At 74.2% G+C, this 12,598-nt stretch carries 13 protein-coding genes and 1 riboswitch; of the genes, 5 read left to right on the top strand and 8 right to left on the bottom strand.

What is annotated here, in order from left to right:
* The first annotated feature begins 2 nt into the window (after positions 1-2).
* From AC1VM9_RS19965 to AC1VM9_RS19945, 5 genes are all read left to right on the top strand, one after another.
* A complete protein-coding gene (locus AC1VM9_RS19965; RefSeq protein ID WP_481345820.1) occupies positions 3-758 on the top strand; it encodes a LytR/AlgR family response regulator transcription factor in 756 nt (251 codons plus the stop codon).
* Entirely contained in the window at positions 755-1,153 is a 399-nt protein-coding gene (locus AC1VM9_RS19960; RefSeq protein ID WP_481345819.1) for a hypothetical protein, read from the top strand. The genes AC1VM9_RS19965 and AC1VM9_RS19960 overlap by 4 nt, the downstream gene beginning before the upstream one ends.
* Before the next feature lie 11 nt (positions 1,154-1,164).
* Entirely contained in the window at positions 1,165-2,724 is a 1,560-nt protein-coding gene (locus tag AC1VM9_RS19955; protein ID WP_481342087.1) for a sodium/solute symporter, read from the top strand.
* Positions 2,725-3,007: 283 nt separating this feature from the next.
* Positions 3,008-3,298: a DUF485 domain-containing protein gene (locus tag AC1VM9_RS19950; RefSeq protein ID WP_481342098.1), complete on the top strand. Its 291-nt coding sequence runs from the start codon at positions 3,008-3,010 to the stop codon at positions 3,296-3,298.
* The gene (locus AC1VM9_RS19945; RefSeq protein WP_483123834.1) at positions 3,295-4,956 is read left to right on the top strand and encodes a solute symporter family protein; all 1,662 of its coding nucleotides are present in this window, start codon (positions 3,295-3,297) and stop codon (positions 4,954-4,956) included. The genes AC1VM9_RS19950 and AC1VM9_RS19945 overlap by 4 nt, the downstream gene beginning before the upstream one ends.
* Positions 4,957-5,052: 96 nt before the next feature.
* Here AC1VM9_RS19945 and proB read toward each other — a convergent pair whose 3' ends face one another.
* The 8 genes from proB to thiE form a co-directional block, all read right to left on the bottom strand.
* A complete protein-coding gene (gene proB / locus AC1VM9_RS19940; RefSeq protein WP_483123833.1) occupies positions 5,053-6,165 on the bottom strand; it encodes a glutamate 5-kinase in 1,113 nt (370 codons plus the stop codon).
* Positions 6,166-6,320: 155 nt separating this feature from the next.
* Positions 6,321-8,033 carry a phosphomethylpyrimidine synthase ThiC gene (gene thiC, locus AC1VM9_RS19935; protein ID WP_483123831.1) on the bottom strand — a complete coding sequence of 571 codons (1,713 nt, stop codon included), beginning with the start codon at positions 8,031-8,033 and terminating at the stop codon, positions 6,321-6,323.
* A complete protein-coding gene (gene thiD / locus AC1VM9_RS19930) occupies positions 8,030-8,884 on the bottom strand; it encodes a bifunctional hydroxymethylpyrimidine kinase/phosphomethylpyrimidine kinase (RefSeq protein ID WP_483123830.1) in 855 nt (284 codons plus the stop codon). Before thiD ends, thiC begins: the two co-directional genes overlap by 4 nt.
* Positions 8,881-9,549: a thiamine phosphate synthase gene (locus AC1VM9_RS19925; protein ID WP_483123829.1), complete on the bottom strand. Its 669-nt coding sequence runs from the start codon at positions 9,547-9,549 to the stop codon at positions 8,881-8,883. The genes thiD and AC1VM9_RS19925 overlap by 4 nt, the downstream gene beginning before the upstream one ends.
* On the bottom strand, positions 9,546-10,352 hold the full coding sequence (locus AC1VM9_RS19920) for a thiazole synthase (RefSeq protein WP_483123827.1): 807 nt from the start codon (positions 10,350-10,352) through the stop codon (positions 9,546-9,548). Before AC1VM9_RS19920 ends, AC1VM9_RS19925 begins: the two co-directional genes overlap by 4 nt.
* Positions 10,345-10,545, bottom strand: a complete 201-nt coding sequence (gene thiS / locus AC1VM9_RS19915; RefSeq protein WP_481342094.1) for a sulfur carrier protein ThiS — start codon at positions 10,543-10,545, stop codon at positions 10,345-10,347. Before thiS ends, AC1VM9_RS19920 begins: the two co-directional genes overlap by 8 nt.
* The gene (gene thiO, locus AC1VM9_RS19910; protein ID WP_483123826.1) at positions 10,542-11,735 is read right to left on the bottom strand and encodes a glycine oxidase ThiO; all 1,194 of its coding nucleotides are present in this window, start codon (positions 11,733-11,735) and stop codon (positions 10,542-10,544) included. Before thiO ends, thiS begins: the two co-directional genes overlap by 4 nt.
* A complete protein-coding gene (thiE, locus tag AC1VM9_RS19905; protein WP_483123825.1) occupies positions 11,732-12,478 on the bottom strand; it encodes a thiamine phosphate synthase in 747 nt (248 codons plus the stop codon). The genes thiO and thiE overlap by 4 nt, the downstream gene beginning before the upstream one ends.
* A riboswitch (TPP riboswitch) is annotated at positions 12,474-12,585 on the bottom strand. (Overlaps the previous gene by 5 nt.)
* Positions 12,586-12,598: the final 13 nt, after the last annotated feature.

Here is a 12,598-nt window from a genome sequence, read left to right as displayed (position 1 = left end):
GGATGAACGACCCAGGCCTGCGGGTGCTGGCCGTCGACGACGAGGCGCCGGCGCTGGACGAGCTCGTGTGGATGCTCGGGCGGCACGCGTCCGTCAGCCAGGTCGTGCCCGCCCAGTCCGGTGAGGCGGCCCTGCGCGTCCTGCACGACCAGCAGGTCGACGCGATCTTCATGGACGTGCAGATGCCGGGCCTGAGCGGCCTCGACCTCGCCCGGGTCCTCGCGCGGTTCACGACCCAGCCCCCGGTCGTCTTCGTCACGGCCCACGAGCAGCACGCGGTCGACGCGTTCGAGCTCAACGTCGTCGACTACCTGCTCAAGCCCGTGCGTGACGACCGCCTCGACCAGGCCGTCCGCAAGGTCGTGCGTCGGCTCGACGGGGAGGGGTCCGCCCCGTCCCTGCCCACGGCACCGGACGAGAGCATCGTCGTCGAGCTGGCCGGCGTGAGCCGGCTCGTCCCGCGCTCGGAGGTGCTGTACGTCGAGGCGCAGGGCGACTACGCCCGCCTGCACACGGCCACAGGCAGCCACCTCGTGCGGGTCCCGCTGACGACGCTCGCCGACCAGTGGCGAGAGGCGGGGTTCGTGCGGATCCACCGGTCCTCGCTCGTGTCGCTGGCGCACATCACCGAGTGGCGCACCGAGTCCGGGCGCACGACCGTCGTCGTGGGCGGCCACGAGCTCGTCGTCAGCCGCCGGCACACGCGCGCGCTGCGCGACGTGCTCGTCCGCCGGGCCCAGCCCCGGGGCCGGACGTGACGCCGCTCGGGCCGGGCACCCCTGACGCCGCCCCGCCGTCGCGGGTCCGGGTCACCAGCCCACGCACGGCGGCGGCCCGCACGCGGGCGACCTCGATCGCCTCGGAGATCGACGAGCAGACGCCGCTCGGCGAGGTCTACATCACCTCGCTCATGCGCAGCCAGCTGCGTCTCGCCCTCGGCGTGGCGGCCGTGGTGGCCGTGACGCTCGGTGGGCTGCCGCTGCTGTTCCGGCTGTGGCCCGAGCTCGGACGCGTGCACGTGCTCGGCGTGCCGGTGCCGTGGGTGCTCCTCACGGTCGTCGCCTTCGCCGAGATCCTCGTGCTCGGCCGGGTCTACGTCCGTCAGGCCGAGCGCAACGAGGAGAGCTTCAGCGACCTCCTCGACGGCCGCTGAGGAGCGAGCCGGTGAACAGCGCTGTCAGCATCGTGGCGGTCGTCGTCGTGTCGCTCGCCTCGCTCGCGGTCGGGGCTTTCGGGCTGCGCCTGTCGCGTACCATGAGCGACTTCTACGTCGCCTCCCGCGGCGTCAGCCCCGTCCTCAACGCGTCGGCCATCAGCGGCGAGTACCTCTCTGCAGCGAGCTTTCTCGGCGTCGCCGGCCTCATCGTGGCGCGTGGTGTCGACATGCTCTGGCTGCCGGTCGGCTGGACCGCGGGGTACCTGCTGCTGCTCGTCTTCGTCGCGGCGCCGCTGCGCCGGTCGGGGGCCTACACCCTGCCCGACTTCGCGCAGCTGCGCCTCGAGTCGCTCGCCGCCCGGCGTCTGTCGAGCCTGCTCGTCGTCGGCATCGGCGTGCTCTACCTCATCCCGCAGTTCCAGGGCGCGGGCCTGACTCTGCGGACGCTCACCGGGGCACCGTCGTGGGTGGGTCAGCTCGTCGTCGCGTTCGTCGTGTGCCTGAGCGTCCTGCCGGGCGGGATGCGCAGCGTCACGCTCGTGCAGGCGTTCCACTACTGGCTCAAGCTCGTCGCCCTGCTGACGCCGCTGTTCTTCCTCGTCGGGGCGTTCGCGAGCCGGGACCGCTCGACCGGCGTCGGCACCCTCGACGTCGCGGACTGGGTCGAGCCGCTGCGCGGGGAGAACGCGCTGTACCTCACGTACTCGCTCGTCCTCGCGACGTTCCTCGGCACGATGGGGCTGCCGCACGTCGTCGTTCGCTTCTACACCAACCGCGACGGACGCGCCGCGCGTCGCACGACCCTCGTCGTCCTGGCCCTGTTGTCCGGGTTCTACCTGCTGCCGGTGCTCTACGGGGTGCTCGGGCGCTCGGTCGCCGCGGACCTCGTCGCCAGCGGCCGCGCCGACTCGGTCGTCCTCCAGCTGCCGAGTCGGCTGCTCGAGGGACCGGCCGCGCAGGGGCTCACCGCGCTGCTGGCAGCGGGCGCGTTCGCCGCGTTCCTGTCCACCTCGACCGGCCTCGTCGTATCAGTGGCCGGCGTCCTGAGCCAGGACCTCGTCCGGTGGGGGTCCGGGCACCGGCAGGGCATCGCGTCCTTCCGCGTCTCCACCGTCATCGCCGTCGTCCTCGCGGTCCTGCTCACCGTCGCCTCGGCGGGCGTGCCGGTGGCCCACGCCGTCGAGCTGGCCTTCGCCGTCGCGGCGTCGACGTTCTGCCCGATGCTCGTCCTCGGGATCTGGTGGCGCGGCCTGACGGCTCCCGGCGCGATCTGCGGTCTCGTCGTCGGCGGTGGGCTCTCGATGGTCGCCGTCGTCGCGACGACCTTCGGCATCGCGACACAGGGGTGGCTCGGCGTCGTCATGAGCCAGCCGGCCGCCGTCACCGTGCCCGCCGCCTTCGCCACCATGGTCGCGGCCTCGGTCGTGACCCGGTCCCGGCGCCCGGAGCACGTGGCGCGCACCATGGTGCGGCTGCACGCCCCGGAGCACCTGCACCTGGACCGCGGGTCGTTCCACCCCGTCGGGTCGACCGCTCAGCGCACGAACGTGGCCGCTCGTCGCGGGTGAGTCCGCGTACGGCGAGCCGGTTCGGCCGCTCGGCGACGCCCGGAACGCCGGAGGATCCGTGACGGCCCGGACGCTCCTACCTTTGCAGTCGCCGGTCCCGTGACCGGCGAGCGGACGACAGCGACGTCGGTTCACGACCTGCCCGGGCGAGCCCGGCCGTCCTCGTCGTCCTGCGAGCACACCGACCCGCCCAACGCCAGGCCTCGTCGCCAGGCCAGTCATCCGGAGGTGGCCCGTGAGCAGAGAAGCTCCGCCGCGTGTGGCCGACGACCCCAACGTCGCCATGCAGGACTCGGCCGAGTTCGCCGCTTTGCGAACCAAGTTCCGCCGTTTCGTGTTCCCCCTGACCGCGCTGTTCCTCGCGTGGTACTTCCTCTACGTCTTCCTCGCCGTGTGGGCCAAGGGGTTCATGTCCACGCGCCTGGTCGGCAACATCACGTGGGGCCTGGTCCTCGGCCTCCTCCAGTTCGTCTCGACCTTCGTCATCACGATGGTCTACGCGCGCTGGGCCGACCGCGAGTTCGACCCCGCCGCAGAGGCCCTCGCGCAGAAGATGGGAGGGCACCACAAGTGAGCGCCGTCGCCACGTCCGCCACTGTCGTCTCGTTCGCGCCCGCCGCCACCACGGTCGGCAACCCGGCGATCAACATCGGCATCTTCGCCCTGTTCGTCGTCGTCACCCTCGCCATCGTCATCCGCGCCTCGCGCAACAACCGCAGCGCCGCCGAGTACTACGCGGGCGGGCGCGCCTTCAGCGGTCGCCAGAACGGCATCGCCATCGCGGGCGACTACCTGTCGGCCGCGAGCTTCCTCGGCATCGCCGGAGCCATCGCCCTCAACGGGTACGACGGCTTCCTCTACTCGATCGGCTTCCTCGTCGCCTGGCTGGTGGCCCTGCTGCTCGTGGCCGAGCTGCTCCGCAACGTCGGCAAGTACACGATGGCCGACGTGCTCAGCTTCCGGCTGCGCCAGCGTCCCGTGCGCATCGCGGCCGCGATCTCCACCCTCGTCGTGTCGTTCTTCTACCTGCTGGCGCAGATGGCCGGCGCCGGTGGCCTCGTCGCCCTCCTGCTCGGCGTCGAGGGCGCGGTCGGGCAGCGGGTCGTCATCGCCGTCGTCGGCGTCATCATGATCTTCTACGTCATCTACGGCGGCATGAAGGGCACGACGTGGGTGCAGATCATCAAGGCCGTGCTCCTCATCATCGGCGCCGGCATCATGACCCTGTGGGTGCTCGGCAAGTTCGGCCTCAACCTGTCCCAGCTGCTCGGTGACGCGGCGGCGGCGGCGCCCAAGGCGGCCGACGGTGCCACGCGGGACCTCCTCTCGCCGGGGCTGCAGTACAAGAACCCGATCGACTTCATCTCGCTCGCCATGGCGCTCGTGCTGGGCACGGCCGGTCTGCCGCACGTGCTCATGCGCTTCTACACGGTGCCGACCTCGCGCGAGGCGCGCCGCTCGGTCGTGTGGGCGATCTGGCTCATCGGCATCTTCTACCTGTTCACCCTCGTCCTCGGCTTCGGTGCCGCCGAGCTCGTCGGGGCCAAGGAGATCAAGGCCGCGCCCGGCGCCGTCAACTCGGCCGCGCCGCTGCTCGCCTTCCACCTCGGCGGTGAGATCCTCCTCGGCATCATCTCCGCGGTGGCCTTCGCGACGATCCTCGCGGTCGTCGCCGGTCTGACGATCACGGCGAGCGCGTCGCTGTCCCACGACGTCTACAACACCGTCGTGCGCGACGGGCAGGCGACGCCGGAGGAGGAGGTCAAGGTGGCGCGGATGGCGGCCCTCGTCCTCGGTGCGATCGCCATCGTGGGCGGCATCTTCGCCCTCGGGCAGAACATCGCGTTCCTCGTCGCGCTCGCGTTCGCCATCGCCGCGAGCGCGAACCTGCCGACGATCCTCTACTCGCTGTTCTGGAAGCGGTTCAACACCCGGGGCGCACTCTGGTCGATCTACGGCGGCCTCGTCAGCGCGATCACCCTGATCGTGTTCTCGCCGGTCGTGTCGGGCAAGCCGGTCGACCCGGCCACGGGCAAGAGCCCCTCGATGCTCCAGGGCGTCGACTTCCACTGGTTCCCGCTGGACAACCCGGGCATCATCTCCATCCCGCTCGGCTTCGTGCTCGGGTGGGTGGGCACGGTGACGAGCCGGGAGTTCAACGCCGCCAAGTACGCCGAGATGGAGGTCCGCTCGCTGACCGGCGTCGGCGCCGAGACGGCGACCCACCACTGACCCGCGACCGAGCGGCCACGCGTCCACCGGACGCGTGGCCGCTCGCGTGTCCGCGCGCCCTCCGCGGTCCCGTGCTCGAGGAGCGTCAGAGGAGCGTCAGAGGACGACGAGGTCGTCGCGGTGGATGACCTCGCGCTCGTACTCGGGCCCGAGGTCGCGGGCCAGCTCCCGTGTTGAGCGCCCGAGCAGGGCAGGCAGCTCGGCCGAGCTGTAGTTGACGAGCCCGCGCGCGACGGCCGTGCCGTCGGGTCCACAGACGTCGACGGGGTCGCCCTCGTGGAAGGTGCCCTCGACGGCGACGATGCCGGCGGGCAGCAGCGACTTCTTGCGGTGCACGAGCGCCGCGACGGCGCCGTCGTCGACGATGAGACGCCCGCGTGCCGTCGTCGCGTGCTCGAGCCAGAGCCGGCGGGAGCGCCCGCGGACGCCGATCGGCAGGAAGACGGTGCCGACGTCCCCGCCGGAGAGGACGTCGAGGACCCTGGCGGCGGCGGTCACCGTCGTGACGACGCCGGCCGCCGTCGCGATGCGGGCCGCCTCGATCTTCGTCGTCATGCCGCCGGTGCCCACCTTCGAGCCGCTGCCGCCGATCTCGACGCCGACGAGGTCCTCGGGACCGCGCACGAGGGGGATGCGGGTGGTGCCGGACCGCGAGGGCGGACCGTCGTAGAGCGCGTCGACGTCGGAGAGCAGGACGAGCGCGTCGGCGTCGATGAGGTGGGCGACGAGGGCGGCGAGACGGTCGTTGTCGCCGAAGCGGATCTCCGACGTCGCGACGGTGTCGTTCTCGTTGACGATGGGCAGCACGCCCAGGTCGAGGAGGCGCTCGAGGGTGCGGCGGGCGTTGGCGTAGTGGGTCCGCCGCGTGACGTCGTCGGCGGTCAGCAGGACCTGCCCCACGGTGATGCCGTGGACGCCGAACGCCGCGGTGTACCCGGCGAGCAGGGCGCCCTGGCCGACCGAGGCCGCGGCCTGCTGGGTGGCGAGGTCGCGCGGACGGGAGCCGAGGCGCAGGGGGTGGATGCCGGCCGCGATGGCGCCGGAGCTGACGAGGACGACCTGAGTCCCGTCGGCGTGGCGGCCGGCGAGCGCGTCGGACAGCGCGACGAGCCGCTCGTGGTCGATGCCGCCGTCCGGGCCCGTCAGCGAGCTCGACCCCACCTTGACGACGAGCCGTCGGGCGCTGGCGATGACGGATCGGGGTGACACAGCACCGACTGTAGTGAGGCGCCGGGCGGGACCGTCGGCCTGTCCATGGCGGCCCCCGTCGAGTGGGCGCTGCACCCGGCCGTCACGCGGGAGCGGTGACGGGTGCGAGCGCGCGCCCACCCGACGGGACGAGCCGGGGGAGGCGCCGGCCTCGGTCAGGGTGCCTCGACGTAGACGGACGCGCCGAGGTCGAGGAACTGGCGGCTCTTGTCGGCCAGCCCGGCCGCCACGGCGTCGTCGTCGGTCAGCCCCCGCTCGGCCGCGTAGCGTCGGACGTCCTGGCTGATGCGCATCGAGCAGAACTTCGGGCCGCACATGGAGCAGAAGTGCGCCGTCTTGGCCGGCTCGGCGGGCAGCGTCTCGTCGTGGAACGCGCGCGCCGTCTCCGGGTCGAGGGAGAGGTTGAACTGGTCCTCCCAGCGGAACTCGAAACGCGCGCGCGACAGGGCGTCGTCCCAGTCGCGCGCGTAGGGGTGGCGCTTGGCCAGGTCCGCCGCGTGCGCCGCGAGCTTGTACGTGATGACACCCGTCTTGACGTCGTCGCGGTTCGGCAGGCCGAGGTGCTCCTTCGGCGTGACGTAGCAGAGCATCGCCGTGCCGTGCCAGGCGATGTGCGCAGCGCCGATCGCCGAGGTGATGTGGTCGTACCCCGGTGCGACGTCGGTGGCGAGCGGGCCGAGGGTGTAGAACGGCGCACCGTGGCACCAGTCCTGCTGGAGGTCGACGTTCTCCTTGACGAGGTCGAGCGGCACGTGGCCCGGGCCCTCGACCATCACCTGGACGTCGTGGTCCCAGGCCCGCTCCGTCAGCTCGGCGAGGGTGCGCAGCTCGGACAGCTGGGCCTCGTCGTTGGCGTCGGCGGTGCAGCCGGGCCGCAGGCCGTCGCCGAGGCTGAAGGCGACGTCGTAGCGGGCGAGGATCTCGCACAGCTCGTCGAAGTGGGTGTAGAGGAAGTTCTCCTCGTGGTGGGCCAGGCACCAGCCGGCCATGATCGACCCGCCCCGGCTGACGATGCCCGTGATCCGACGGGCCGTGAGCGGCACGTAGCGCAGCAGGACGCCGGCGTGGACGGTCATGTAGTCGACACCCTGCTCGCACTGCTCGACGACCGTGTCGCGGAAGACCTCCCACGACAGCCGTGACGCGTCCCCGTCGACCTTCTCCAGGGCCTGGTAGATCGGCACGGTGCCGATCGGGACCGGGGAGTTGCGCACGACCCACTCGCGGGTCGTGTGGATGTCGTCGCCGGTCGACAGGTCCATGACGGTGTCCGCGCCCCACCGGGTGGCCCACGTCAGCTTCTCGACCTCCTCGGCCACCGAGCTCGTCACCGCGGAGTTGCCGATGTTCGCGTTGACCTTGACGAGGAAGGCCCGCCCGATGACCATCGGCTCGCTCTCCGGGTGGTTGACGTTGGCGGGGATGATCGCGCGTCCCGCGGCGACCTCGCTGCGGACGAGCTCGACGTCGCAGCGCTCGCGGGTGGCGACGAACTCCATCTCCTTGGTCACGACCCCTGCGCGGGCATAGGCCAGCTGGGTGACGCGGCGCCTTCCCTTGGCGCGCAGGGGGTTTCGACGCGTGCCGCGCCACTCGAGGGAGGCCGCGCCACGGCGCACGGCCGTGCGGCCGTCGTCGGCGAGGACTCGTTCCCTGCCGGTGTACTCCTCGGTGTCGCCGCGCTCGGCGATCCACCCGGCTCGCAGCGGCGGCAGGCCCTCCTCGGGCACGCTGCCGGGCCCCGACGTGTCGTAGAGGCGGAACGGGGGGTTGTCGCCGGACTGGGTCACCTCGGTGAACGGCACGGCCAGCCCGTGCGGCTCGCTGGGGACGTGCACCTTGGTGCGGGCGGGTCGGTGGGTCGTCATGGACGGGCTCCTCGCTGGGTGGTGGACGGGTGGGGGTGGGTCGTGGTGTGGGCGACGGGGCCGCGTCCCGCGCCGAGGCGCCAGGCCGCCGAGGCGAGCAGCGCGCGGCGCACGAAGGCCCGGGCGGACCCCACGGCGTCGGGGACGTCGGCGCCGCGGGCCAGGTGGGCAGCGGCGGCCGAGGCGAAGGTGCAGCCGGTGCCGTGGTCGTTGCGCGTCGGCAGCTCGGCGGAGCGCAGGACGTGGCTGCCGGACGCGTCGACGAGCACGTCGACGCGGTCCGTGCCTTCGCGGGAGGTGACGACGCCGCCGGTGACGACGACGGCCCGGCACCCGGTCGACTCCCGGAGGGCGCGGGCCTGCCGCGTCTGGCCGGCGACGTCCGTGGCGGGCCGGCAGCCCAGCAGGACGCCGGCCTCCTCGGTGTTCGGGGTGAGCAGCGTCGCGTGCGGCAGGAGCAGGTCGCGCAGGGCCGCCGGCACCCCGGGACCGGCCAGCGGGTCCCCGCTCGTCGCGACGAGCACGGGGTCGACGACGAGTCGAGGGAGGCGTCCGAGCGCCGCGAAGCCGGCCACTGCCGCCACGACGTCGACGGAGCCGAGCATCCCCACCTTGACCGCCGCCGGCGCCAGGTCGCGCAGGACCGCCTCGACCTGCGCGGCGACGACGTCGGCGGGCACCGCGTGCACCGCGTGCACCCCGGTCGTGTCCTGGACGGTGACGGCGGTGACGGCGCTCGCGCCGTGCACGCCGAGGGCGCCGAACGTCGCGAGGTCGGCCTGCAGGCCCGCGCCGCCACCGGAGTCCGAGCCGGCGACGGTCAGGGCGACGGGTGGCGTGGTGGACGTCATGGCGGGAACCCCCCTGAGGCAGAGACCGACTCGACGATGGCGCGGGTCGCGGCCGTCGGGTCGGCGGCGCGCATCACCGGGCCCATGACGGCGACGCCGTCGGCCCCCGCGTCGAGACAGGCGCCGGCGTTCGACGCGTCGACCCCGCCGAGGGCGAGGACGGCGGGCAGCGTGCGGCGGACGCGTCGGGCGGTGGTGAGGGCCGCGCGCAGCCCGGTGAGGCCGAGTGCCGGCCCGTAGCCGGGCTTGGACCGCGTCGGTGCCACCGGCGAGAGCGTCGCGAGGTCGAGCCAGTCGTCGGCTGCTCGCACGAGGTCGGACACCCGGTGGCAGGACCGGCCGACGAGCCGCGCCCCGGCCAGCTCGGGGTCGAGCTCGCGGACCCGGTCGACGTCGCGGCTGGGCAGGTGCACCCCCACCGTGTCGAGCGGCACGGTGAGGTCCGGTGGCAGGGGAGCGGCGACGAGGAGCCCGGCCTGCGCCTCGGCGCAGAGCGTCGCCACCGCCTCGACGAGCCGGGCCCGCTCGGGTGCCGGCAGGTCGCGCTCGCGGACGAGGACGCCGTCGGCGCCCCCGTCGAGCGCCAGCGCGACGACGTCGAGCACCGCGCGACCGGCGGGAACCTGGCTGCGGTCGGTGACGACGAGCACGCGTGGCGCGCTCACGCGCCGACCATTCCCTCGAGGGGCGAGGAGGCCCGGGCCAGGTGTCGCCGAGGGACCCGCCCGGCCAGCCGGGCCAGGCGCCCGGCCTCGACGGCGTGCCGCATCGCGGTGGCCATCGCGACCGGGTCCTCGGCCCGGGTCACCGCCGTGGCGAGCAGCACGGCGTCGCACCCGAGCTCCATCGCCAGCGCGGCGTCCGAGGCCGTGCCGATGCCGGCGTCGAGGACGACGGGCACGTCGACGGCGTCGCGGACCAGCTCGATCGCGTGGGGGTTGCGGATGCCGAGCCCGCTGCCGATCGGTGATCCGAGCGGCATGACCGCCGCACAGCCGACGTCGGCGAGCCGACGCGCCACGACCGGGTCGTCGTTCGTGTACGGCAGCACCGTGAAGCCGTCCCGGACGAGCTGCTCCGCCGCGTCGAGGAGCTCGACGACGTCGGGCAGCAGCGTCCGGTCGTCGGCGACGACCTCGAGCTTGACCCAGTCGGTGCCCAGGGCCTCACGGGCGAGCCGTGCCGTGAGCAGCGCCTCCCGGGCGGTGCGGCAGCCGGCCGTGTTGGGCAGCAGCCGGACCCCGGACGCGTCGAGGACGTCGAGCAGGCCGCCGGTCCCGCCCGGCGGCACGCGCCGCATCGCCACGGTGACCATCTCCGTCCCGGACGCGCGCACGGCGGCCGCGAGCACGTCGTGGCCCGTGGCTCCGCCGGTGCCGAGGACGAGCCTCGACCCGAACGTCGTTCCGCCCAGGACGAAGGGGTCTGCCGGGCCGGCCTGCGCGGCAACGGTTCCCACGTCAGCCACCTTGCAGGGCCGTGACCACCTCGACCCGGGAGCCCACCGGGACGACGGTGCGGGCCCACGCGGACCGCGGGACGACGACGTGGTCGACCGCGACCGCGACACCACGAGGTGGCACCCCGAGGTCCTCGACGAGGTCGTGGACGGTGGCGCCGGGGCGCACGAGGCGCTCCTCGCCGTTGACGTGGACGGTCACGCGTGCTCCTTCGGGTCGGGGGACGGGCAGAGTCGGACGGGGTCGAAGGCGAGGGCCGGCCGCGGGGGTGGGCGGCCGTCGACGTGGGCGGTGACCGTCTCGGCCGTCAGCGGCGCGAGCAGGACGCCGTCCCGACCGTGCCCGGCGGCCACGAGCAGCCCCTCGACGCAGGTCGGGCCCACGAGCGGGAGGTTGTCGGGCGTCGCCGGACGCAGCCGGGCCGTCGCCTCGCGGAAGTCCGCCTCCGCGAGCTCGGGCACGACGTCGACGGCGTCGTGCAGCAGGTCGTGGACGGCACCAGCGGTGACCGTGGTGTCCTCGCCGACGTCCTCGCTCGTGGCCCCGACGACCACCTCGCCGTCCGGTCGCGGTACGACGTACACCTCACGGCCGTGGACCGTGGCACGCACCGTGTGGCCCAGCACGTCGCCGGTGGTGCCCAGCCGGAGCACCTGGCCCTTGAGCGGGCGGACGGGGACGGGGTGGCCGAGGGAGCGGAGGGCGGCCGGTGCCGACCAGCCCGCCGCGACGACGACCACGTCGGCGTCGATGTCGACGTCTGCCGCGGCGCCGCCCGGGCCGAAGCCGGTCCCGACGGGACGTGCCGCGACGGCCCGTCCCTGGTGCAGCACCGGCTCCGCGGCCACGGGCAACACGGTGCCCCCGTGCGCCACGAACGCGTCTGCGAGCGCCGCGACGACGGCCCGCGGGTCGACGGCGGCCTCCTCGAGACGCAGGGCTCCCGTGACCCGTGGGCTCAGCGCCGGCTCGAGGCGGCGCGCCGCCCGCGCCGTGAGCCGCTCGGCCCGGCAGCCGCGCCGCTCGAGGAGGTGGGCATGACGGGCGAGGTGCGAGGCGTCGTCGGCGTCGAAGGCGACGAGGAGCGTCCCGCGCGGCGCGAGGTCGAGGGGTCGTCCGGCGTCACGGGCCAGCTGGTCGGCGAACTGGGGCCACGCCCGGGCCGAGACGAGCCCCGCGGACAGGAGGGCGTCCTGGCCGAAGACCGCCTCGCTCGCCGGCGCGACCATGCCGGCCGCCGCGTGGCTGGCGCCCGTGCCGAGGGCCGGGTCGAGCACGGTGACGACGTGGCCCCCTCGGGCGAGCCGCCACGCGCACGACAACCCGATGACCCCGCCGCCGAGGACGGCGACGCGCCGCGCGGGCGCCGGGTTCGGCTCCTCGGCCGTCACGACGCGGCGCCGGTCGACCCGTTCCCGACCGCCGACGCCAGGGGCGTCGACGGGTCGATCGGTGGTGGGGACCCGGACGGGAGGGGCGGGTTCGTGTCCGCGCCGGCCAGCGCCCGGAGGAGCCCCGCCAGGGACGCGGCCGGGTCGGCCGCGGTGATCAGTGCGCCCACGACCGCGACGCCGTGCGCCCCGGCCCCGAGCAGCGCGGGGACGCGGGACGCGTCGACGCCCCCGATCGCGACGACGGGCAGCCGGGTCGCGGCCGCGACGGCGGCGACGCCCGCCGGCCCGAGGGGGTCGGGCAGGCCGGGCTTGGTCGTCGTCGCGTACGCCGGGCCGACGCCCAGATAGGTGGCCCCCTCCGCCTCGGCGGCACGCGCGGTGGCCGCGTCGCGGGCCGTGGCGCCGACGACGAAGCCGGCCGGGACCAGCGCCCGCACCCGTGCGACCGGAAGGTCCGTGGCACCGAGGTGCACGCCGTCGGCGCCCGCGGCGAGTGCGACGTCGAGGCGGTCGTCGACGAGGACCAGGACGCCGGCCGGCCGGGCGACCGCGAGCACCCGGAGCGTCAGGTCGAGCGCGGCGCGGTCGGTCAGCTCCTTGGCGCGCACCTGGACGGCGAGCGACCGGGGCTCGGGGCAGGCCACGGCGGCCCGGACCTCGCGCATCGGGTCACGCCCGTCGCGGGTGTCGGTGAGGACGTGGAGCCGGGGGAGGTGCCCCGTCGGGTCGTGCGGCGTCATCGCGTCTCCTTGGTCCCTGCGCCGGCATGATCCGGATCAGGTGTGGACGGTCAGGGCCGCGTCAGCCCCCTCTCAGCCCGGTGCGCCGGACTCCCGTGAAGGACGTCACCCACCCTAGCC

The sequence above is a fragment of the Monashia sp. HAY1-11D genome (assembly GCF_056868035.1).
The sequence above is the reverse complement of the archived record's forward strand: the minus strand, read 5'-3'. Positions and strand labels throughout refer to the sequence as shown.

Coding starts and splice junctions, on each gene's coding strand:
- AC1VM9_RS19965 (WP_481345820.1), top strand. CDS start 3: ATGAACGACCCAGGCCTGCGGGTGCTGGCCGTCGACGACGAGGCGCCG.
- AC1VM9_RS19950 (WP_481342098.1), top strand. CDS start 3,008: ATGCAGGACTCGGCCGAGTTCGCCGCTTTGCGAACCAAGTTCCGCCGT.
- thiC (WP_483123831.1), bottom strand. CDS start 8,033: ATGACGACCCACCGACCCGCCCGCACCAAGGTGCACGTCCCCAGCGAG.
- thiD (WP_483123830.1), bottom strand. CDS start 8,884: ATGACGTCCACCACGCCACCCGTCGCCCTGACCGTCGCCGGCTCGGAC.
- thiE (WP_483123825.1), bottom strand. CDS start 12,478: ATGACGCCGCACGACCCGACGGGGCACCTCCCCCGGCTCCACGTCCTC.